The following is a 20806-nucleotide window of genomic DNA, read 5'->3' as shown; positions in this document are numbered from 1 at the left end:
CGTGAAGAGGATACTCATAGCGGAAGATTCCAATACCATGCGTTCCATGCTGGTCTCCACCATAGACGAGCTAGAGAAATACACCATCGTCGAGGCGGCGAGCGGGTTCGAGGCGCTGCGGCTTTTGCCGCGCGAGCAGGTGGACCTGATCATCACCGACATCAACATGCCCGACATCAACGGGCTCGAGCTGATCAGCTACGTGCGCAACAACCCTAACTACCAGTCCATCCCGCTCTTCATCGTCTCCACCGAAAGCGGCGAGAAGGACCTGGAGAAGGGGCGTGCGCTCGGGGCGAACGAGTACCTGGTGAAGCCGTTCGACCCGGTGAAGCTGCAGGAACTGGTGCAGAAGTATCTCGGATAAGGCCGTTCAACGTTCTACGTTCAACGTTCCGCATCGACTTGCCCGTGGCAAAGGGAGCGGCGACGGCTTCAGGAGTAATACGCAGACACGACAGTCTTAGACAGAACAGAAGGCCAAATCGAACGTTGAACGTTGAACGTTGAACGTCAGTTGAGAGAAAGAGGCTATGAGCGTTGAGGACAACATAGGGAAGGCTTTGAAGGATTTCCTCGCTGAGGCGGAGGAGATCCTCGACCAGTTGAGTCTTGACCTGGTTTCGCTGAGCGACTGCGCGGATACCGGCGACTGCAATCCGGACCTGGTGAACTCGGTGTTCCGCGGCGCGCACTCCCTCAAGGGGCTCGCGGGGATGTTCGGCCTCTCGGACATCGCGGAACTGGGACACCACCTGGAAAACCTCCTCGACGCCCTGAGGCTAGGCAAGGTGGAACTGGACCAGGCGGTGGTGAGCACCCTCTTCGAATCGACCGAACTGCTGGCGCAGCTCGTGCGCGGTGCAGGCGAGTCGGGTGGCGAGGGGGCCGACCTATCCGGGGCGATGAAACGCATCAACGACTGCCTCACCCGCGGCCCGAAGGGAAATCAGGATTCGCCGCTTGCCCGCCTCAAAATCCCCGAGCGGGTCCTCTCCTCGATGACCGAGTACGAGGAACACCGGCTCCTGGAGAACGTGAAGAAGGGGCGCAACATCTACTCGATCCGGGTCTCGCTTCTCCTTGCGTCCTTCGATTCCGAGCTCATGGAGCTCACCGAGACGCTGAAGCAGGCGGGCGAGGTCATCAGTACGCTCCCCTCGGCCTCCAGCGGGCTCGACTCCGGTATCGACTTCGAGATCCTCTTCGGCTCGGAGCTCTCCGCCGACGCACTCACCCCGCTTATCGACCGCGAGCACCTGAGCATCACCGCCTTCGGCGACGCAGACAAGAACCAGGCCCCGCGCCGCTCGCAGCCCCTCGCCCAAGCCGAAGTCGAGGCCGAGGCCGAGGCGGAAGCAGGAACCGGGCACGAGGAAGGGGAGTTCCAGCCTCCGGTGCAGGCGGAGTCGGCGCTCAGCGCGAAGAGTATGAGCCGCACCGTGCGCGTCGACATCGGAAAGCTCGACCTGCTCATGAACATCGTAGGGGAACTGGTTCTCTCCCACTCCATGATCGCCGACGTCGCCGGCCGGATGCGCCGCGACGGCCTCATCGTCCCTTCGCAGGATCTCAACAAGGCCGCCAAGGGGCTCGAGAAGAAGCTCTCCGAGTTGCAGAAGGGGGTCATGGAGATCAGGATGATCCCGGTGGGGCAGCTCTTCGACAAGATGTCACGCATCATCAGGAAGATCTCCCGCGAGCAGGGGAAGAAGGTCGACCTGAAGCTCTACGGCGCGGACACCGAGCTCGACAAGCTCATCATCGAGGACATCTCCGACCCGGTCATGCACATCGTGAGAAACTCCATCGACCACGGCATCGAGACCCCCGAAGAACGGCTCGCCGCGGGCAAGGACGAGAAGGGAACCATCACCCTCTCCTCCTACCAAAAGGGGAACCACGTCGTGATCCAGGTCGATGACGACGGCGGCGGCATCGACGTGTCGCGGGTGAAGAAGAAGGCGATGCAGCTGGGCATCATCGACAGCATGGACGAGGTGAACGACCGCGAGGCGCTCGACTTCATCTTCCGCCCCGGCTTCTCCACCACCGACACGGTGAGCGAGATCTCCGGTCGCGGCGTCGGCATGGACGTGGTGCGCACCAACATAGCCGCCCTCTCCGGCCTGATCGACGTGGAGAACTTCCCGGGGCAGGGCGCCCGTTTCGTGATCACCCTCCCCATCACCCTCGCCATCATCAAGGCGCTCATCATCTCCACCGCGGGACGCACCTACGCCCTCCCCATCACCTCGGTCCTTGAAAGCATCATCGTAGAGCAAAAGGAGATCAAGACCGTGGAGCGCAAGGAAGTGATCCAACTGCGCGAGACGACGCTGCCGCTTTTGCGCCTCTCGGAGTTCTTCGAGCTTAAAGGGGGGACTCCGGCGCCGGAGAGCTGCTACGTGGTCGTGGTCGGGGTTGCCGAGAAAAGGCTCGGGCTCGTGGTCGACGACCTTTTGGGGCAGCAGGACATCGTCATCAAGTCCATCGGCGAGACCTTCGCCGGCTTCCGCGGCATCTCCGGTGCGGCGGACCTGGGGGATCAGCGCACCATCCTGGTGCTTGACGTCGGGGGCGTGATCAGCGAGGCCACCCGGGGGAGCGCCTGATGTACAAGGAGTTTTACGGTCTCATCGAGAAGCCTTTCAGCAAGACCCCTGATCCCCGGTTCCTTTACATGAGTTCCGGGCACCAGGAGGCCCTGGCGCGGCTCGAGTATGCGGTGGAGGAGACCGAGATCGCCCTTCTTACCGGCGACATCGGCTGCGGCAAGACCACGATTTCGCGGGCGCTCATGGACCGTATGGGGGACAGGTACCACTTCCTGTTCGTCTTCAACCCGCGCCTTACCGCGGACGAGCTTTTGCGCGTGATCGCCTCCGGCCTGCAGGTGGATACCCCCTCCTCGCAGAAGGACCAGCTATTGAAGGAGATCACTACGGCGCTCTACCGTCTGCACGGCGAGGGACGCATCCCGGTGGTGGTGATCGACGAGGCGCAGATGATTCCGGACCGGGACCTTTTCGATGAGCTGCGTTTGCTTACCAATTTCCAGCTCGACGACCGGAACCTTTTGAGCGTGATCATCATGGGGCAGCCCGAGCTGCGCGAGATGCTTGCCTCGCCGGTCTACGAGCCGTTTCGTCAGCGCATCTCGCTCACTTTCCACCTGGCGCCGCTTGGGCTCGAGGAGACGCTTGAGTATCTGGATTTCCGGATCGCGGCGGCCGGGGGGGAGCCCGGGCTTTTCTCACCCGATGCGGTGCAGAGGATCTACGAGCTTTCCGGCGGGGTGCCGCGGCGCATCAACGCCGTCGCCACCAACGCGCTCTTGATCGGCTACGGCAGGGACGCCGCCTGGATCGACGCCTCGATCATCGAGGAGACCGCGGCCGAACTGCTTGCTTGAACCGAACTGACGTTCAACGTTCAGCGTTCAACGTTTAAAGCAAGACACCCGCTTGATCTGTCGCTGCGTCAATGGTAGGTGCGGCCCGCGTTGAAGCTGATGCCCCGAACGTTGAACGTTGAACGCTGAACGGGTTTTACGAGGTCCTATGAATCTTGCAGAGATCAGAAAGAAGGCTTCCCGCGGGGAGGCGCCGAGGACGGCCCAGGAATGGACAGCGCCTCAGGCTGAGCCCGCGCCGCAAGCGCCTCAGGCTGAACCCGCGCCGCAACCGGCGCAGGATGCTCCGGCGGAGCACGAGACGGACGAGTTCGCCGAACTCGAATTCGAACCGGCTGCCGTCGACCCGGATCCGCTGCCGCAGGCATCCCGCCCATGGCAGGCGGAGACACAGGCGTTTGACTCCTTCGAGGAAGAGTCTGAGGTCTTCGACCCGGCCGCGGTGATCCTCAAGGGGCGCGAATCGGCCTCCTTCGATATCGAGGTCTCCCCGCAGGACGTACTGGACGCGGCCAGCGTGGAGCTTCTCTGCTTCAGGGTGGCGAGCGAGGAGTACGCCATCAGCATCATGGACATAAAGGAGATCATCAAACCGCGCGAGGTGACCGAGGTTCCCAGGGTGCCGAGTTTCGTCCGCGGCATCCTCTCCCTGCGCGGCAACATCATCCCGGTTTTCGACATCAAGGCGCGCCTCGGCCTCGTCGACGGGGCGGTCTCCGAGCGCGAACGCATCGTGGTGGTGAAGCGGGAAAACGGCTACGCCGGCGTCCTCGTGGACGAGGTGGTGCAGGTCGTGCGCATCGCCGAGGGTGGGATCGAACCGCCGCCGGTGGTCCTCGAGGGGATCGACCGAGAGTTCGTGCTCGGCATCGGCCGGGTGAGCGGCAGGATGCTCATCCTGCTCGACATGGAAAAGGTACTGGACGTAGGGCTTTTGTAGCAGCCACGGGGCGGCAGGGGGGAAAGATGGAGAAGAACAGGATCCTCGTGGTCGAGGATGAAGAGAGTCTGCTGAAGCTTGAAAGCATCCTCTTCACCTCCAAAGGATATCAGGTCACCGGCGTACGCGGCGGCAAGGAGGCCCTGGCAGCGATCGCGGAGCAGGCACCGGACCTCATCGTCCTGGACCTCATGCTCCCGGACATGGACGGCTTCGAGGTCTGCCGGCACATAAAGGAAAACGAGGCGACGCGCGTCATCCCGGTGGTGATGCTGACCGCCAAAAAGAGCAGCCGCGACCTTGAGCACGGCAAGCAGGTAGGCGCCGACGCCTACATCACCAAGCCTTTCAAATCGGTTAAGGTGCTCGAGGTGATCGAGGAACTGCTCGGCAACCAGCAGGAGAAGGAGGGGCGATGACTGAGGATCTGCAGGAAATCCAGGTCGCCTGCCTGCGCATGGACGAGGGGCTGTACGCCGTTGATATCATGCGCATCAGGGAGATCATCAGGGTTCCCAAGCTCGCGCCGCTGCCGAGGGCGCTCCCGTTCGTAGAGGGGGTGATCAACCTGCGCGGTTCGGTGATCCCTGTCGTCGATCTGAGGAAGCGCTTCGGGCTTCCCCCCGCTGAAAACAAGGAGACCGCGCGTCTTTTGATCCTCTCCATCTCGGGGCAACCGCTGGCCCTTATGGTGGATGAGGTAACCGAGATGATCACCATCCCGATGCGGGAGCTGAAGGCGCCGCCGCGCGGCGTGAGGATCGTGGGGAGCGAGTACATGGTGGGGCTTTGCCTGGTGCAGGAGGTGCCGGTGATGCTCCTGAACATAGACGCCCTGCTCACCTTCCAGGAGAAGGCCCAACTGGGCTGCTTCACCCCCCAGACGGGGACCACTTCCACGACGAAAAAGAGCCAAGCATGCTGATAGTCTGCCCAAACTGCAAGAAGAGATTCGACGTTACCGTTACCGGTCCTGAAGAGGCGAAGAAGCTGCGCTGCTCCAGCTGCAAGGCGGTGTTCCGCCTGGTGCGCAAGGGTGAGCGGAGTGCTGCACCGCCGACGGCCGGGCTGAAGGTGGTGGTAGCCAACGAGAGCGGCGCCTTCTGCAAGGCGGTCGAGAAGGTTCTGGCCGCCGAGCCTTTCAAGCTCTTTCTCTGCACCGACGGCAAGGAGGCGCTGGAGACTGTGCAGCGGGAGAAACCTGCGGTGCTTCTTCTCGACGTGGCCCTTCCCACCATGTTCGGATTCGAGGTCTGCGAGCGGGTGCGCCAGGACCCCGCGCTTTCCGGCGTGAAGATCGTGCTCATCGCCTCGATTTACGACAAGACCCGTTACAAGCGTTCGCCGAACTCCCTTTACGGCGCCGACGACTACATCGAAAAGCACCATATCCCGGACTCGCTGGTCTCCATGATCTACCGGCTCACCTCCGGCGGGATGCCCCCCGTGGTGCGTCCGACCGAGAGTGAACTTGCCGCGCAGGAGCAAAGCCGCAGCGAGATCAGGCAGTGTGAGGTTGAGGAGACCTCCATGGCCGTGCCGCCCGCTTCCGAAGCGGCCCCGTCCCCCGCAGCCGTCCCCGCTCCCGAGGAGGTCCCGGTTCCCGAGGCAGCACCGATTCCGGTGGAAGTACCTGCCCCGGTTGAGGTCCCTGCACCGGTCGAGATCCCTGCACCGGTCGAGGCACCTGCACCGGTCGAGGCACCTGCACCGGTCGAGATCCCCGCACCGGTCGAGGCACCGGCTCCCGTTGAAGCGCCTGTACTCGAAGCTGCCCAGGAAGTGCCGGCGCCCCCGGTTACTCTCGCTGCACCCGCAGCTTCCCCGGCTCCTGCACAGCAACTGCCGGAGGAACAGGTCAAGGCGCGGCGTCTGGCGAGGATCATCGTCTCCGATATCGTCCTCTACAACCAGGCGAAGGTGGAGCTGGGGGTGCGCGAAGGGAGTTTTTACAACCTTTTGGCCGACGACATCAGGGAAGGAGAATACCTGTACCAGCAGCGTGTTTCCCAGCAGGTACGGGACACCACCACCTTCCTGAAGGACGCCTTCGAGGAACTGATCGCGAAAAAAAGAGCCGAACTGAACGTCTAGGAGATCACCCTGTTTACCGATCTGCAAGAAATCAACGAGAGACTCGCAGCCCCTGACGAGGAGCAAAGACGGTTTGCCGTCATGGCACTGCGCGGGCGTCCCTTCCCGGAGGCGATGGAACTGCTGTTCCGCGCCATGGCGGACGACAGCTGGCGCGTGCGCAAGGAGGCGGTGAGCGTGGTGCTGCAGGCACAACCTCTTTCCGCCGGGGCGCTCGAGGCTCTCATAGACTTATTGCGGGCCTCGGACAACGCGGGGTTGCGCAACTCGGCGGTGGAGTCGCTTGAGCGGATCGGGGAGCCTGCTGTTGAAAAGCTCTGTGCTCACCTTGAAGACCCGGACCACGACCTGCGCAAGTTCATCATCGACATCCTCGGCAACATCCGCTGCGCGGCGTGCGTGCCGCTTCTGGTACGGGCGCTGGACGACGAAGACATGAACGTGAGGGTTGCCGCCGCTGAGAACCTGGGCAAGATCGGCGACCGGCGCGCCCTGCCGCACCTCCTTAAGGTGCTTGACGGCGGCGAGATCTGGTTCAAGTTCACCGTTCTCGATGCGCTTTCCTCGATAGGTATCCCGGTGCCGCTCGCGAAGCTCGAGCCGCTTTTGCAGGAAGGGCTCTTGCGGCGGGCGACCTACGACTGCCTCGCCGTGATCGGCGATGCGAAATGCATCCCGCTTTTGTTGCAGGGGATGCACGAGAAGGCGAAGAACGCCCGCGAGGCCGCCGCCGTAGCACTCATGCGGATCAGGGGCCGCCTGCCGGTCCAGGAACGCGATGCGCTCATCGACCTGCAGCTCAGGGAGCTTGCCGGCACCCCGGCGGCGAAAAAGCTCATCGACTCGCTGCACGGCGAGGACCCGGTGCTGATCGCCGTGCTGGCGCAGCTTTGCGGCATCATGCGTGACGAGCGCGCGGCGCTCCCCCTGGTGCGTGCCGCACGTGCCGAGAGGCTGCGCGCGGGGTGCCTGGAGGCGCTGCGCAGCATCGGGGAACCGGTGATGCCGTTGCTTCTCGAGCACTTCCCGGTTTCCGGCTCCAGCGAGCGGGCGGTGGTCGTGCAACTGATCGCGGAAACGGAGCACCACGGTAACGACGAACTCCTCTTCTCGGCCCTCGAGGACGAAGGCGCGGAGGTCCGTCGCTGCGCCGCCCTCGCCCTGGGACGTCTTGCTCCTGCGGGCGCGGCGTCGCGCGTGGCAGCGCTTCTTGACGATGACGACCCACAGGTGCGGGAGGGTGCGCTCGACGCGGTACAGCGTCTTGCCGCCGCCGACCGCGACGGGGTCTGCGCCATCTGCTCCAAGCTTTTGCGCAGCCGCGACGAGCGCAAAAGGCGGGACGCCGCGGTCATCCTCGGCGCGCTCTCCGACGGGGAGCGGCTCGCCCTGCTCGTGAAGGACGAGGATGCCACGGTGCGCCGCGCCGCGGTTGCCTCGCTGGCGCGGGTGGAATCGCCGCAGGCGCCTGCTGCGCTCGTCCTTTCCCTCTCCGACGAGGAGCCCGAAGTGCGCATCGCCGCGGCCCAGGCGCTCGCGGAACGCGGCGGCCGCGACGTTCTGGCGCCCCTTTGCCTTGCGCTGAACGACTCCGATCCCTGGGTGCAGACCGCGGCGCTCAAGGGGCTCGCCGGGGTGGGGGACGCCGAGGCGCTTCCCGGCGTCATGGCGCTTTTGGAGCAGGCCCAGGGGCAGGTGCTGATCGCGGCGCTCAACACGGTCGCGGCACTCGGGGGAGCCAAGGCGCTAGCACCGGTGCAAAAGGCGCTCAGCCACAGCGACGAGGAGGTGGTCGAGGCCGCCATAGCGATCCTCTCCGGCTTCGGCACCGATTGGATCGGCGAGCATCGCGAGGAGCTTTTGGGGCACCCGCACTGGATGGTGCGGCGCTCCTTCGTGCGTGCCGTGGCGCAGCTTAAGGGGGCTGAGTCACTGGGCGTTTTGGACCAGGCGCTCGCCCGTGAATCGGACCCGCTGGTGAAGAGCGAGATCGCCGAACTCCTCGACAGGCTGCGCTAATGCCATATTTCGAACCGGAACTGCAACTGACGGAAGAAGAATTCCGCCTGATCAGGGACCTGATCTACAACCACTGCGGCCTCTTTTTCGACGACGACAGCAAGTACCTTCTCGACCGTCGTCTGTCGCAGAGGGTATTCCATCACAACCTGTCCGGCTTCCGCGAGTACTACCAGTTCCTGAAGTACGATCGCAGAAAGGAGGAGGAGGTCGCCGACATCATGGACCTCCTCACCACGAACGAGACCTACTTCTTCCGTGAGGCCTTCCAGCTCAGGGCCTTCACCGACGAGATCGTGCCGGAGCTTTTGAAGCTGAAGCAGCGCGAGCGCACCCTGCGCATCTGGAGCGCCGGCTGTTCCACCGGGGAGGAACCCTACACCATCGCGATGCTCCTCCTCGAGATGGGGCTTCATGGGTGGCGCATCGAGATCGTCGGCTCGGACATAAGCCACCGCGTGGTGCAGCAGGCCCGCAAGGGGGTCTACACCAAGTCCTCGTTCCGGGCAACCGAAGAGCACTACCTGAAGCGCTTCTTCGTCGAAACCGACGAGGGGTACCGCATCTGCGACGAGGTCCGGGAGCTGGTCACCATCAGCCAGATGAACCTTTTCGATGCCAACCGGCTGGCGCTTCTGGGGAAGATGGACGTGATCTTCTGTCGCAACGTGATCATCTATTTCGACCAGAGCTCGAAGAAAAGGGTGATCGAATCTTTCTACAACACGCTGCGCGGCGGCGGGTACCTCCTGCTGGGGCACTCCGAGTCGCTCATGAACATATCGACCGCGTTTGCGCTGAAACATTTGAAAAACGACATGGTCTATCAGAAGACAGATACGATTAGCGGCGGAGTGGCCTCGTGAAAAAGATACGGGTAGTAGTCGTCGACGATTCAGCCTATAATCGGCGCGCCATCACCAAGATGCTGGAGGAACTCCCGGGCGTTCAGGTGGTGGGATACGCCACCAACGGCGAGGAGGGGATCCGCAGGGTCATCGACCTCACCCCCGACCTGGTGACGCTGGACCTAGAGATGCCGCGCATGGATGGTTTCACCATGCTCCGCATCCTGATGGCGAGCACGCCGGTCCCGGTGATCGTGATCAGTTCGACCTCCGGCGACGAGAAGGTTTTCAAGGCGCTCGAGCTTGGCGCCGTGGATTTCATCGCCAAGCCGACCAGCGTCATCTCGGACGAGCTTTTGACGATCCAGCAGGACCTGCACCGGAAGGTCCAGGCGGTCTTCAAACTGAACATGGCGCGGGTGCAGAGGCGGGTCGAACCGGCCCCTCCCCCCCCCGAGGTCACCGTTCCGGCGGTCGCCGGCGGCGCCAACAGCAGCATGGATATCGTTGCCATCGGCTCCTCCACAGGAGGTCCGCCGGCGCTGCAGCGCATCTTCGCCTCGTTCAGGGAGGCGCCTCCCTTCGCCATGGTCGTGTCTCAGCACATGCCGGCCGGCTTCACCACCGCTTTTGCCGAGAGACTGAACCGCAGCAGCGGCTTCGACGTGCGCGAGGCGAAGGACGGCGACGAGGTGGTCGCCGGGCGTGCGCTCATCGCGCCGGGCGGGCGGAACCTCATTTTCGAGCGGTCCGGGGAGAAGGTGGTCGCCAGGGTGGTTCCTCCCGGGCTCAAGGACAGGTATGTTCCGTCGGTGGACGTTATGTTCCGCTCTTGCGCCGAACTCTACCGTAACCGGATGCTCGCCGTCGTGCTGACCGGGATGGGGAACGACGGTGCCGCCGGGGTGCGCGAGGCCAAGAAGGCGGGCGCGCAGATCGTCGCGGAATCCGAGGAGTCCGCCGTGGTCTTCGGCATGCCGCGTGAGGCGATAGCGACGGGAGTTGTGGACAGGGTGGTTCCCATGGATGCCATGGTGCGGGAAATAGTGCTTCGTTGCGGCCTCGTGCCGCGATTTGGTTGATCAAAAGACGATGTAAACCGGGGTGCGCATGCAAAAGGACGATGAACGTTTGGTTCATAGCAGGGGCGAAGAGTTCCTGCAGGTTTTCAAGAAGGGAGCGGAGTTCACCCAGGATCTGCTCCGGGAGAACGAGCGCCTGAGGTACCGGCTGCTGGAGCTTGAGAAGTGCCAGCTTGTGGGCGAAGCCGCGCCTGCTTCCGAGCTCACCAAGCTGAGCGAGCGGATCGCGGACCTGGAAAGGGAGAAGCAGGAGATCCTGGACCGGATCAAGCAGGTCGAGGAGGAGAACCAGGACTTCGCCGCGCGGTACATCGAGATAGAGGACGAGAACAACAACCTCGCCAACCTCTACATCGCGAGCTATCAGCTCCACTCCACGCTCGACTTCAAGGAAGTGCTCCAGATCATCACCGAGATCATCATCAACTTGATCGGTGCAGAGGAGTTCGCCATCCTTCTTCTGGACGAGAAGAGCGACGAGCTGCAGGCGGTCTCCACCGAGGGGGTGGAACGCAGCGAGATCCCGGTGGTGCGCCTTGGCAAGGGGATCATCGGCGGGGTGGCGCAGTCCGGCGAGAGTCACTTCGCTGCCGACTGCGACGCCTACGAGCGCGACTTCAACGCCCCGATGGTCTGCATCCCGCTCAAGATCAAGGAGCACGTCATCGGCGTTCTCGCGATCTACAAGCTGTTGATGCAGAAAAAGGAGTTCGCCGCGGTCGATTACGAGCTCTTCACCCTGCTCGCCGGGCATGCCGCGACCGCGATCTTCAGTTCGCGTCTTTACAGCGACTCGGAGCGGAAGTTGTCGACCATCCAGGGGTTCATTGATCTCTTGACGAAATAACAGATGTTGTAATGGGGGATAAAGTTCAGATGTCAGATTACAACGTATTGATAGTCGAAGATTCACCCACCATGAGGCAGCTCATCGCCTTTGCGCTGAAGCGGATCAGGGGGGTGCGCATCGTCGAGGCCAACGACGGGGTCGACGGTCTGAAGAAGCTTTCCTCGGAGCGTTTCGACCTGATTCTCACCGACATCAACATGCCCATCATGGACGGGTTGAAGCTGGTGAGCCTGGTGCGTAACGACGCCAACTACAAGGCGATCCCGATCGTGGTCATCACCACCGAAGGAGCCCAGGAAGACCGCGAGCGCGCCCTGGCCCTGGGGGCAAACGACTACATCACCAAGCCGATCCAGCCGACGAAGATCCTCGACGTCGCCAAGGGGCTGCTCAGGATCGTCTAGAGTGGCTTGATGGCTTGTTGCTGCCGGTGAGTCGTAACCAGGCGCCGGTTGTACTTCAGGTTCAGTGGGCTCCTCGTGTCCCATGATTCCCATAAGTCGCATAAGTCCCATGGCTCCCATGGCACGCATGAGGCTCCTTTTTTCAAAATTCCCCGCAGCCATCATCGCTGCATACCAAATAAATTGCGCGTCCCCTTGAGGGGGGCGCTGGAAGGTGGGCTTCAAATGGAAGAGAAATACATCCCCTCGGCGGTCGAGGGCAAGTGGCAGCAGTTCTGGGCAACGCACAACAGCTTCGAGGCGACCGAAGACGCGAACCGGAAGAAGTACTACCTCCTGGAGATGTTCCCGTATCCCTCCGGTAAGATCCACATGGGTCACGTGAGGAACTATTCCATTGGCGACGTCATCGCGCGCTTCAAGCGCATGCAGGGTTACAACGTGCTGCACCCGATGGGTTGGGACGCCTTCGGCATGCCGGCCGAGAACGCGGCCATCCAGAACAAGAGCCATCCCGCCAAGTGGACCTACGAGAACATCGCCTACATGCGCGGGCAGCTGAAGCGCCTGGGGCTCTCCTACGACTGGGAGCGCGAGCTCGCGACCTGCGACCTCGACTATTACAAGTGGGAGCAGAAGATCTTCCTCGAGATGTACAAGAAGGGGCTCGCCTACAAGAAGTCTTCCGCCGTCAACTGGTGCCCGAAATGCGAGACCGTGCTCGCCAACGAGCAGGTCGAGGACGGCTGCTGCTGGCGCTGCGACTCGCTGGTTGAGCAGAAAGAACTGGAGCAGTGGTCCTTCAGGATCACCAACTACGCCCAGGAACTTCTTGACGATACCTACAAGCTCTCCGGCTGGCCCGAGCGCGTCCTCACCATGCAGAGGAACTGGATCGGCCGCTCGGTAGGCTGCGAGATCGAGTTCCCGCTGGAGAACGGGCTCTCCAAGATCAAGGTCTTCACCACAAGGCCGGACACCCTTTTCGGCGCCACCTTCATGTCGCTTGCCGCCGAACACCCCATGGCACTTGAGCTCACAAGCGGTGCGCAACGGTCCGCAGTCGAGGCCTTCATCGACAAGGTGAAGAAGATCGACCGCATCAAGCGCTCCGACGAGGACCAGGAGAAGGAAGGCGTCTTCACCGGCTCCTACTGCGTAAACCCGCTCACCAACGTGAAGATGCCGATCTACCTCGCCAACTTCGTCCTCATGGGCTACGGTACCGGCGCCGTCATGGCGGTGCCGACCCACGACCAGCGCGACTTCGAGTTCGCAAAGAAATACGACCTGCCGCTCAAGGTGGTGATCCAGCCGGAAGGGGAGACCCTCGACGCCGCGACCATGACCGAGGCGTACACCGACGAGGGGACCATGGTCAACTCGGGGCGCTTCGACGGCATGGGGAACGGTGACGCCAAGGAGGCCATCGCGGACTTCCTCGAAAAGGAAGGCATCGGCAAGAAGACGGTCAACTACCGCCTGCGCGACTGGGGCATATCCCGCCAGCGTTACTGGGGGAACCCGATCCCGGTGATCAACTGCGACCTCTGCGGCGTGGTGCCGGTGCCGGAGACGGATCTGCCGGTAGTGCTTCCGATGGATGCCGAGTTCACCGGCGAGGGGGGGAACCCGCTCGCGCGCGTCGAGAGTTTCACCAACTGCACCTGCCCGCAGTGCGGTGAGGCGGCCCGCCGCGAGACCGACACCATGGATACCTTCGTGCAGTCCTCCTGGTACTTCCTGCGCTACTGCTCGCCGAAATTCACCGCCGGTCCGCTGGACCGCGAGAAGGTCGAGCACTGGATGCCGGTGGACCAGTACATCGGCGGCATCGAGCACGCCGTTTTGCACCTGCTTTACGCGCGTTTCTTCACCAAGGTCCTGAGGGACCTGGGGTACTGCAACGTGGACGAGCCGTTCTCCAACCTGTTGACCCAGGGGATGGTGATCAAGGACGGCGCCAAGATGTCCAAGTCCAAGGGTAACGTCGTCGACCCGAACGCCCTCATCGAGCGCTACGGGGCCGACACGGCGCGCCTTTTCTCCCTTTTCGCGGCACCGCCGGAGAAGGATCTCGACTGGAGCGACCAGGGTGTGGACGGCAGCTACCGCTTCCTGAACCGCGTATGGCGCCTGGTCTTCGACGTCCTGCCGGCGATCAAAGGGGCCGGTGCCGTCAAGACCGACGCACTTTCCGCTGAAGGGAAGAAGCTGCGCCGTGCCGTGCACAAGACCATCAAGAAGGTCTCCGAGGACATCGAGGAGCGTTTCCACTTCAACACCGCCATCGCTGCGGTCATGGAGCTTGTGAACTCCATCCAGGGCTTCGCCGCCAAAGACGCCCCGGAGAACGTCGCCGTTGTGCGCGAGGCAGTCGAGTCGGTGATTCGTCTGCTGGCTCCCTTCGTGCCCCATTTCGCCGAGGAACTCTGGGCTGAACTCGGCAACGAGGTCGGGCTGGAAGCGTCCGGCTGGCCCGGTTATGACGCCGACGCCGTCGTGGACGAGGAGATCACCGTCGTCGTCCAGGTGAACGGCAAGCTAAGAAGCAAGTTGACGGTCGCCCCGGATGCCAAGGAAGAGGACGTGCGCGCCGCCGCCCTCGCCGACGAGAAGATCAAGCCGTACCTGGAAGGGAAGGAGATCAAGAAAGTCGTCTACGTTCCGGGCAAGCTGGTCAGCGTGGTGGTCGCCTAGGGCGCGGGGAAAAGTACCATGTCAACGCGCAGACTTCTTTGCCGCATCGGCGCGGCGCTTCTCGTGGTCGCCGCCCTCAGCGGCTGCGGCTACCGCCCCGTTGTCCAACACGGGCCTCTGGCGCAGGCCAATGGCGTCAACGTCGTCCTCTTCGCCAACAAGAGCTACCGTGCCGGTGTGGAAGCGGTTCTTGGCCGTCACATGATCGATGAATTCGCGCTTCGCACCGGCGGGCGCGTCCTCCCCGCCGATCGGGCCGATCTCGAGCTCACCGGCACCGTAGTCTCCTACGGCACGACGCCCGTCTCCTACACCGCGGCGGACGCGATAAAGGAGTATCGGGCCGTCCTCACCGTGCAGGCCGTGCTGCGTGAGCAGCGCTCGCAAAAGGTGCTCTGGAAGGGGGATCTCTCCGAACAGCAGGTCTACCCGGTGAACGCGGACATCGCACTGCAGCAGAATGCCGAGGATGCTGCGATAGATAAGGTGTGCCGTCGTCTCTCCGAGCGGGTCTGGCAGCAGATCAGCCAGCGTTTCTAGTCCGTTCAGCGCGGTTCGCAAACCACAACGCCGCCCATTCAGCATAAGGCTGGTGGGCGGCTTTTTTCGCATGAGGTGTTCATGAAACCGGAAGAGTTCAACAGGGCCGTGGAGAAAGGGGAGCTCGCTTCCCTGTACCTTTTGTACGGCGACGAGCCGTACCTGGTCGAGCGTGCCGTGAAGAAACTCATGGATCGCGCCGTAGACCCTGGGTTCCGCGACTTCAACCTGAACGTCTTCTACGGCAACGAATGCAAGGGGGATGAGGTGTTCAGCGCGGCACAGACCCTCCCGATGTTCGCCGAACGACGCGTCGTCCTGGTGAAGAAGGGGGGAGATCTCTCCGCCGCTGCCATGGAGGTACTGCTCTCCTATTTGCAGGACCCGTCACCCGGCACCTGTCTCATCCTGCAGGCTGAGAAGGTCGACGGCCGCAAGAAGTTCTACGCCGAGTTCAAGAAGCGCGGGGAGGCTGTGGAATTCAAGCGCCCCTACGAGAATCAGCTGGGCCCCTACGTGCGCGACGAGGTGCGTGCCGCCGGCAAGAAGATCGAGCCCGCCGCCGCCGAACTTCTCGCCTACCTCGTGGGAAACAACCTGCAGGAGCTTGTCTCCCAGATCGAGAAGCTCTGCATCTACTGCGGCAAGAACGAGACGGTGACCATTGCCGATGTGAGAACCATCGTCTCTGACACCAAGGTCGAGAGCGTCTTCGAGTTCACCGATGCGCTGGGCTCCAAGGAACTTCCCCGTGCGCTCAAGCTGCTGACCTCCCTTTTGCAGGATGGTGAGGCCCCGTTGCGCGTATTGGGTGCCGTCGCTCGGCATTACCGCCAGCTCTGGCAGGTGCGCGAGCTCATGGATCGGAAGGTGCCGCAGTCCGAGCTCGCCAAGGCCTCCGGGATCAACCCGTATTTTCTCGGCAAGGTGACCGCGCAGGCGAAGAACTACACGGCAGCTGAGCTGAAGCGGATCTTCGAGCAGATGTTGGAACTGGATATAGCCTTCAAGTCAGGTGGTCTGGAAGAGCCCCTGTTCGAGCGTTTCGTAATGCAAGCGTGCAAACGGCCGGAAGGCAGGCGCTAAGAAGTCAGTTGCTGGAAAGAAAGGCAAATGAAGGCAGAGGCGCTTCAGCAGGCAGAGGCGCTTTAGCTCCCTCCCCTGGAGGGGGAGGGTAGGGGAGGGGGAAGTCTAACCGGCCCCCTTGTGCAGTGACCAGTTTGAGGCAGAGCCGGAGCGGCCGACATAGCCGGTGGAAACTAGAAAAGGGAATACCCGACTGGGCATTCCCTTTTTACTTTTATCGAGCCGTTACCGGTTAGGCCAGGGTGTTGACCAGTTTGGTGAGGCGGGAGACGTTCCTGGAAGCGTTGGAGGAGTGGATGATCCCCTTGGTTGCAGCGCCGTCGATGACCGGGATAGCAGCAGCCAGAGCAGCCTTTGCCGCATCCTGATCCTTGGTAGCAACCGCTTCGCGGACGCGCTTTATGAAAGTACGGAGAGTAGAACGCTCGTGCTTGTTGCGCTCGGTCCTCTTAACCGTCTGCTTGATCCTCTTCATTGCCGATTTATGATTTGCCAAACTGCACCTCCGGTATTTTAAAAATGTAGCTTTTTGGTTTTTGGAAAGAGGAATTTTATAGCACCGGGGACGTCGTGTGTCAAGCACAAAACCGCCCGCTGTGGCAAAAAGATCCTCAGCGCGAACAGGGCACACTACCATTGTTTCAGCTGCAACGCCAGCAAAAAGAACCGGCCCCAACATTTTGTCGCCCCCTCATCCCTGCACCCCTCTTATTCCTCCACCCCTCTCACCCCTCCCATTCCTCCCATTCCTCCCATTCCTCCCATTCCTCCCATTCCTCCCATTCCTCCCATTCCTCCCATTCCTCCCATTCCTCCCATTCCCGCCGCCCGGGGACCCGCCATGTCCGCCGCGAGCACCACCTCTCCTTGACATTCATCTTCTTGAATACTATGCTGCATCAGCCAAAGAACCAACGACCCCGGAGGCAAAGCCATGCAAAACGACAACAAGCGGGATTTCGATGCCGTAGCTGAAAAATGGGACGAGGAACCCCGTCGTCTGAAGCTCGCCCAAGAGGTGGTGGCGGCCATGCGCCGGGAACTTCCCCTCGCTTCCTCCATGCAAGCCCTTGACTACGGTTGCGGCAGCGGGCTGGTCACGCTGGGGCTGCACCCCTCGGTAGGCCGGATCACCGGCGCCGACAGCTCCAAGGGGATGCTGGAGGTTCTGCAGCGGAAAATCAAAGAGCGGGGGCTCTCCAACGTTTCCACCATGCTGCTGGACCTGGAACACCAGAACCTTGAGCAAAGCTACGACCTGATTGTGAGCAGCATGACACTGCACCACGTGCAGGACGTGGCGAGCCTGATCAACTCTCTTGCCCAATCCTTAAACCCTGGCGGGTGGCTCGCCTTGGCCGATCTCGAGAGCGAGGACGGCACCTTTCACGACGACCCGAAGGGAGTGCTGCACCACGGTTTCTCCAGGGAGTTTCTCACCGATACGTTTTCTCGATGCGGTCTCACCGACGTCCGGGTGGTGACCGCCACCACGGTAGACAAAAAACGAGAGAACGGCACGGTAGTCACCTACCCGGTACTGCTCTGCCTGGGGCGCAGGTAGCCTGATTGCTACACTCTCAGGGCCTTCGTGCTCATAACCAGGAACAAAAAAAGGCCCCCCTTTTCAGGAGGGCCTTTTTCATTCGTTGTTGCCAAGAGAGTGCCTACCACTCTTCCTTCTGTTTTTTGGCCACCTTCTCCATGTAGAGCTCGGGGCTTGTCAGCTTCACGATCTCCTTATCGCTGTAGCCAAGATCCTTGAAGTTGAGCACGCCGTTGGGAGCGTGACAGTTCGCACAGTAAAGCGCCTTCGTCTTGGTGACCAGGTGATTGCTGCCGAAGTAGATCGTCTGCCAACCAGGCACCGCCTCCTTGGCTATCTTTTCCGGGTTCTTGAGGCCAAGGGTCTTCGCTGCCGAGAGAACTCCGGCGCGGGTATCGCCGTTGGACATCGGCTGCGCGAAGTCCATGGAAAGAAGCTGGCCTGTCTGCTTGTTGTAGTAGGCCCTTCCCTGGAAGATCTTGAACGGGGTGATCTTGCTCTTGCCGTCCTTCCTGCTCCCCTTGGGGCCGATGAAATGCGGCGTGTTCTTCACCGTGCCGTTGTACCAGGCGTAAACCGGCGTCGTCTCGTTCGCCTCCTTCTTCAGCGTGGTCGGCTCGTAGAACTTATCCGGGGTCTGTTCCCACACGGTGAAGTCCTTGGCGAAAGCTCCGCCGGTGCGCGGGATATGACAGGTCTGGCAGGCGATCTTCGCGCTGTGGCGGTTCAGGTCGGCATCCTTGTGCGGCTTCACACCGTGGCAGGAGGTGTCGGCGCAGGAGACGAACACGCCGTCGTTGGCCCAGTTGTTGGGATCGTGACCGGTAGGCATCTTATGGTTCTTCGCCTTGTGACAGTCAACGCAGACCATCCCTTTAGCGGCATGGGCATCGGTATCCTTGGTGAAGGTGAAGCCGCGCTTCACGATGACGCCGCCACCTGCCGCCTCATGACAGACCATGCAGTTCTTGACGGTAGGCTTGCCGATGGCCAGGGCCGCCTTGGTGCTGCGGTCCTGCCCCATGACCACTTCCCCTTTTTCGTTTTTAAACGCCTTTCTCTGCCGGAAGTCGTAGTCGGTGGAGTGGCAGACCAGGCAATCGACGGCGGCTGCTGCGGCGGGGCCGGTGCTGCCGACATCGGAGAGGTGGTTGCCCGGGTGGCAGGTGTTGCATCCGGAGAACTTGCTCTTGCCGGTGACCGGGCTCTTCGGGATCTCCTTCAGGTTGTTGACGATGTCGTTTCCGTTGCACATGACGTAAATGCGGTTTTTCATCCCGTATTCTAGCTTCGGGTTGATGTTGTCCACGTTGGTCACCTTGGATGCATGCTTCCAGTGCACCGTATCCAGAAAGGCCTTGGACGTGCCGGGGTGGCACTCCTCACAGGTCTCAGGCCCCTTGTAGCCGCTCTTCTCGATGGATTCTTTACCGGGATGTTCGCTCGCTGCCAGGGCAGCCGTCGCTGCCAAGGCAAGGCAAAGCACGACCGCCGTTACGCTTTTCTTACTCATAAAGGCCCTCCTCGTGTGTTTGATCGCAATCTATGATGTTATCGGCAAATGGCACTAATAGTTTAGTATTCTTCCGAGGTATGTCGAGTCTTTTGCTGGCACTATTTCCCGTCCGTATCGTGACAAAGGGGCATAGATCCTTGTTCTCAAAGTAAGTGCGGGAGGTGGCGCCGTAACAATACGCTGTCCCAACGGAAAAAGGGGCGGATTGCTCCGCCCCTTGTCACATCGTATCTGCTCTTTTTGACTACTTCTTGGCTACCTTCTTTGCTGCCTTGGCGAACCTGCCGCCGGTCTGCATCGGGTCGGCCTTGTACCCGAGCGCCTTCCAGTCGAGGCGGTTGCCGCCCATGTGGCACTCACCGCACTGCAGCGCCTCTTCCTTGGGAGCTACCTCGTGCTGTGCCGCGATGTAAGCCTCGGTGTTTACGAACTGGTATTTCCCGCTGTAGGGGAGGCCGGAACCTTCTGCGCCCAGACGGCACGCCTTATCCCAGTTGTAGTCGACCCACAGGGACTTGTACTGCTGGAAGATGATCAGGTTCTTGTACTTCGCGTCCATCGGCTGGTCGCCCTTGTAGAGCTTGTAGGGGTAGATCTTGGCCTTCTGGTCCTTGATGTCGCCAACCGGACGCATCATCATCACCGGCTTCTTGGGATCCTTGACCTTCTCGCCCACCATGTAGCGCTCGACCATGCCGTTGCTCCAGGCGTAGACAGGCTTCACGTTCATGCCCCAGATGAAGGTTCCCTTGTGCTTGGCGAAGGTTTCCTTGTCGAATTGTTCTTCGGCGGTGATGTTCTTGCCCACATCGGACCAGTGCCATGCCATCTTGGTTGCCTGGCCTTTAGCGAAGAACGGGATATGGCAGGTCTGGCAGGCGACGGTCGCGAGGTGCTTGTTGATGATCGCGCCGTTTTTGGCCTTCTTGTGCGGTGCCTTTGCGCCGGAGTGGCACTGATCACAGTTCACGCGGGTGTCGTAGTGCGCCATCATGCTCGAGGCGCCGCCGATCTTGTGCTGCTTGGTGACGTGGCATGCCTGGCAGGCCATGTCCTGGCCGCCGCTTTCCTTGGTGCCCATGTGGACGTCCTGGGACTTCTTCGGTTTCTCGAGGGTGGAGTCAAGACCCGCGTTTTTCACCGCGTCGCCGCCGCCGCCGTAGAAGTGGCAGGAGCCGCAGTTCTTACGGCCCGGCAGGCCTACGCTCTGTGCCGCGACGTTCAGGTCCATGCTCTTCTTGTCGATGCTCTTGCTGTCGATGTCGCACCCGACCGCGGCCCTGGTGTAGTTACCCTTCTGCGCGTGGCAGACGAGGCAGTCGACCTTGGTCTTGTCGGTGAAGTCGAAGTTGGTACGGGTCCAGCCGTAACCTGCGTGGCACTTGCCGCAGGACTCGTGCACCACCCCTTCCTTGCCACCCTGGATCGAGGTGCAGAAGGAGTTGATCATGTTGGACTTGCCGTACTTCTTGGTGCTCTTCTCCATCCCCTTGACCATGTTCGGGGTTCCGGCCCAGGTCCAGTGAGTAGTCTTCATGAAATCAGCTGCCTGCTGTTCGTGGCACTCAAGGCAGACCTTGGTTACCTCGGTGCCGCTTTTGAACGGCCCCTTAACGAACTCGGAATGGTCGACCGCCGCCATCCCTTGGGCGGCTGCCGCAAGCATCGCGATCCCCGCCAGAATTCCCAGAATACCTTTCATATAACCTCCCGTGATGAAGCGGCTAGGCGCCGCCTGAAACACTATTTAAGGCCTTATATATATT

19 protein-coding genes are annotated in these 20806 nt (G+C 61.6%); 16 read left to right on the top strand and 3 right to left on the bottom strand.

Translation table 11 applies throughout. The annotated features are described in order from the left end of the window. Position 1: 1 nt before the first annotated feature. The 15 genes from E8L22_RS01285 (at position 2) to holA (ending at position 15978) form a co-directional block, all read left to right on the top strand. On the top strand, positions 2-367 hold the full coding sequence (locus E8L22_RS01285; protein ID WP_129127121.1) for a response regulator: 366 nt from the start codon (positions 2-4) through the stop codon (positions 365-367). Positions 368-533: 166 nt separating this feature from the next. Continuing rightward, on the top strand, positions 534-2615 hold the full coding sequence (locus tag E8L22_RS01280) for a chemotaxis protein CheA (RefSeq protein ID WP_136523489.1): 2082 nt from the start codon (positions 534-536) through the stop codon (positions 2613-2615). Then, complete coding sequence (locus E8L22_RS01275; protein ID WP_136523488.1) at positions 2615-3415, top strand: ExeA family protein; 801 nt, start codon at positions 2615-2617, stop codon at positions 3413-3415. The genes E8L22_RS01280 and E8L22_RS01275 overlap by 1 nt, the downstream gene beginning before the upstream one ends. 148 nt (positions 3416-3563) lie before the next feature. Next, positions 3564-4355 (top strand): chemotaxis protein CheW, encoded by a 792-nt coding sequence (locus tag E8L22_RS01270; RefSeq protein WP_136523487.1) that lies wholly within the window; start codon positions 3564-3566, stop codon positions 4353-4355. A 26-nt stretch (positions 4356-4381) separates the two neighbouring features. Continuing rightward, a complete protein-coding gene (locus tag E8L22_RS01265; RefSeq protein ID WP_136523486.1) occupies positions 4382-4774 on the top strand; it encodes a response regulator transcription factor in 393 nt (130 codons plus the stop codon). Continuing rightward, a complete protein-coding gene (locus E8L22_RS01260) occupies positions 4771-5280 on the top strand; it encodes a chemotaxis protein CheW (protein WP_136523485.1) in 510 nt (169 codons plus the stop codon). The genes E8L22_RS01265 and E8L22_RS01260 overlap by 4 nt, the downstream gene beginning before the upstream one ends. Continuing rightward, positions 5274-6449, top strand: coding sequence for a response regulator (locus E8L22_RS01255; RefSeq protein WP_136523484.1), 1176 nt, complete (start codon positions 5274-5276; stop codon positions 6447-6449). The genes E8L22_RS01260 and E8L22_RS01255 overlap by 7 nt, the downstream gene beginning before the upstream one ends. Before the next feature lie 3 nt (positions 6450-6452). Continuing rightward, the gene (locus tag E8L22_RS01250) at positions 6453-8468 is read left to right on the top strand and encodes a HEAT repeat domain-containing protein (protein WP_342792606.1); all 2016 of its coding nucleotides are present in this window, start codon (positions 6453-6455) and stop codon (positions 8466-8468) included. Further along, positions 8468-9334 (top strand): CheR family methyltransferase, encoded by an 867-nt coding sequence (locus tag E8L22_RS01245; RefSeq protein ID WP_136523482.1) that lies wholly within the window; start codon positions 8468-8470, stop codon positions 9332-9334. The genes E8L22_RS01250 and E8L22_RS01245 overlap by 1 nt, the downstream gene beginning before the upstream one ends. Further along, positions 9331-10398, top strand: coding sequence for a protein-glutamate methylesterase/protein-glutamine glutaminase (locus E8L22_RS01240; RefSeq protein WP_136523481.1), 1068 nt, complete (start codon positions 9331-9333; stop codon positions 10396-10398). The genes E8L22_RS01245 and E8L22_RS01240 overlap by 4 nt, the downstream gene beginning before the upstream one ends. Positions 10399-10426: 28 nt before the next feature. After that, the gene (locus E8L22_RS01235; RefSeq protein WP_136523480.1) at positions 10427-11245 is read left to right on the top strand and encodes a GAF domain-containing protein; all 819 of its coding nucleotides are present in this window, start codon (positions 10427-10429) and stop codon (positions 11243-11245) included. Between the two features lie 29 nt (positions 11246-11274). After that, on the top strand, positions 11275-11652 hold the full coding sequence (locus E8L22_RS01230) for a response regulator (RefSeq protein WP_129127110.1): 378 nt from the start codon (positions 11275-11277) through the stop codon (positions 11650-11652). Between the two features lie 225 nt (positions 11653-11877). After that, positions 11878-14352: a leucine--tRNA ligase gene (gene leuS, locus E8L22_RS01225; RefSeq protein WP_136523479.1), complete on the top strand. Its 2475-nt coding sequence runs from the start codon at positions 11878-11880 to the stop codon at positions 14350-14352. 18 nt (positions 14353-14370) lie between these two features. Beyond that, positions 14371-14892, top strand: coding sequence for an LptE family protein (gene lptE / locus E8L22_RS01220; RefSeq protein ID WP_136523478.1), 522 nt, complete (start codon positions 14371-14373; stop codon positions 14890-14892). A gap of 81 nt (positions 14893-14973) precedes the next feature. After that, positions 14974-15978, top strand: a complete 1005-nt coding sequence (gene holA, locus E8L22_RS01215) for a DNA polymerase III subunit delta (RefSeq protein WP_136523477.1) — start codon at positions 14974-14976, stop codon at positions 15976-15978. Positions 15979-16210: 232 nt separating this feature from the next. On the opposite strand, the gene rpsT is transcribed toward holA, so the two are convergent. Continuing rightward, complete coding sequence (gene rpsT / locus E8L22_RS01210; protein ID WP_136523476.1) at positions 16211-16474, bottom strand: 30S ribosomal protein S20; 264 nt, start codon at positions 16472-16474, stop codon at positions 16211-16213. A gap of 438 nt (positions 16475-16912) precedes the next feature. Between rpsT and E8L22_RS01205 the strand changes: the two genes are divergently transcribed. Further along, on the top strand, positions 16913-17542 hold the full coding sequence (locus tag E8L22_RS01205) for a class I SAM-dependent DNA methyltransferase (RefSeq protein WP_136523475.1): 630 nt from the start codon (positions 16913-16915) through the stop codon (positions 17540-17542). 103 nt (positions 17543-17645) lie between these two features. Here the strand turns inward: E8L22_RS01205 and E8L22_RS01200 are convergent, their stop codons facing one another. Beyond that, positions 17646-19037, bottom strand: a complete 1392-nt coding sequence (locus E8L22_RS01200; RefSeq protein WP_136523474.1) for a cytochrome C — start codon at positions 19035-19037, stop codon at positions 17646-17648. A gap of 247 nt (positions 19038-19284) precedes the next feature. Next, positions 19285-20742, bottom strand: a complete 1458-nt coding sequence (locus E8L22_RS01195; protein ID WP_136523473.1) for a tetrathionate reductase family octaheme c-type cytochrome — start codon at positions 20740-20742, stop codon at positions 19285-19287. Between the last annotated feature and the right edge of the window lie 64 nt (positions 20743-20806).

It is taken from the genome of Geomonas ferrireducens, from assembly GCF_004917065.1.
GTDB lineage: Bacteria > Desulfobacterota > Desulfuromonadia > Geobacterales > Geobacteraceae > Geomonas > Geomonas ferrireducens.
The sequence above is the reverse complement of the archived record's forward strand: the minus strand, read 5'-3'. Positions and strand labels throughout refer to the sequence as shown.

What these genes read in the sequence shown, in the direction of transcription:
- E8L22_RS01200 (WP_136523474.1), bottom strand. Translation starts at nt 19,037, where the DNA reads ATGAGTAAGAAAAGCGTAACGGCGGTCGTGCTTTGCCTTGCCTTGGCA.
- E8L22_RS01260 (WP_136523485.1), top strand. Translation starts at nt 4,771, where the DNA reads ATGACTGAGGATCTGCAGGAAATCCAGGTCGCCTGCCTGCGCATGGAC.
- E8L22_RS01275 (WP_136523488.1), top strand. Translation starts at nt 2,615, where the DNA reads ATGTACAAGGAGTTTTACGGTCTCATCGAGAAGCCTTTCAGCAAGACC.
- E8L22_RS01235 (WP_136523480.1), top strand. Translation starts at nt 10,427, where the DNA reads ATGCAAAAGGACGATGAACGTTTGGTTCATAGCAGGGGCGAAGAGTTC.
- E8L22_RS01195 (WP_136523473.1), bottom strand. Translation starts at nt 20,742, where the DNA reads ATGAAAGGTATTCTGGGAATTCTGGCGGGGATCGCGATGCTTGCGGCA.
- E8L22_RS01265 (WP_136523486.1), top strand. Translation starts at nt 4,382, where the DNA reads ATGGAGAAGAACAGGATCCTCGTGGTCGAGGATGAAGAGAGTCTGCTG.
- holA (WP_136523477.1), top strand. Translation starts at nt 14,974, where the DNA reads ATGAAACCGGAAGAGTTCAACAGGGCCGTGGAGAAAGGGGAGCTCGCT.
- lptE (WP_136523478.1), top strand. Translation starts at nt 14,371, where the DNA reads ATGTCAACGCGCAGACTTCTTTGCCGCATCGGCGCGGCGCTTCTCGTG.
- E8L22_RS01280 (WP_136523489.1), top strand. Translation starts at nt 534, where the DNA reads ATGAGCGTTGAGGACAACATAGGGAAGGCTTTGAAGGATTTCCTCGCT.
- leuS (WP_136523479.1), top strand. Translation starts at nt 11,878, where the DNA reads ATGGAAGAGAAATACATCCCCTCGGCGGTCGAGGGCAAGTGGCAGCAG.
- E8L22_RS01255 (WP_136523484.1), top strand. Translation starts at nt 5,274, where the DNA reads ATGCTGATAGTCTGCCCAAACTGCAAGAAGAGATTCGACGTTACCGTT.
- E8L22_RS01205 (WP_136523475.1), top strand. Translation starts at nt 16,913, where the DNA reads ATGCAAAACGACAACAAGCGGGATTTCGATGCCGTAGCTGAAAAATGG.
- E8L22_RS01245 (WP_136523482.1), top strand. Translation starts at nt 8,468, where the DNA reads ATGCCATATTTCGAACCGGAACTGCAACTGACGGAAGAAGAATTCCGC.
- E8L22_RS01270 (WP_136523487.1), top strand. Translation starts at nt 3,564, where the DNA reads ATGAATCTTGCAGAGATCAGAAAGAAGGCTTCCCGCGGGGAGGCGCCG.
- E8L22_RS01230 (WP_129127110.1), top strand. Translation starts at nt 11,275, where the DNA reads ATGTCAGATTACAACGTATTGATAGTCGAAGATTCACCCACCATGAGG.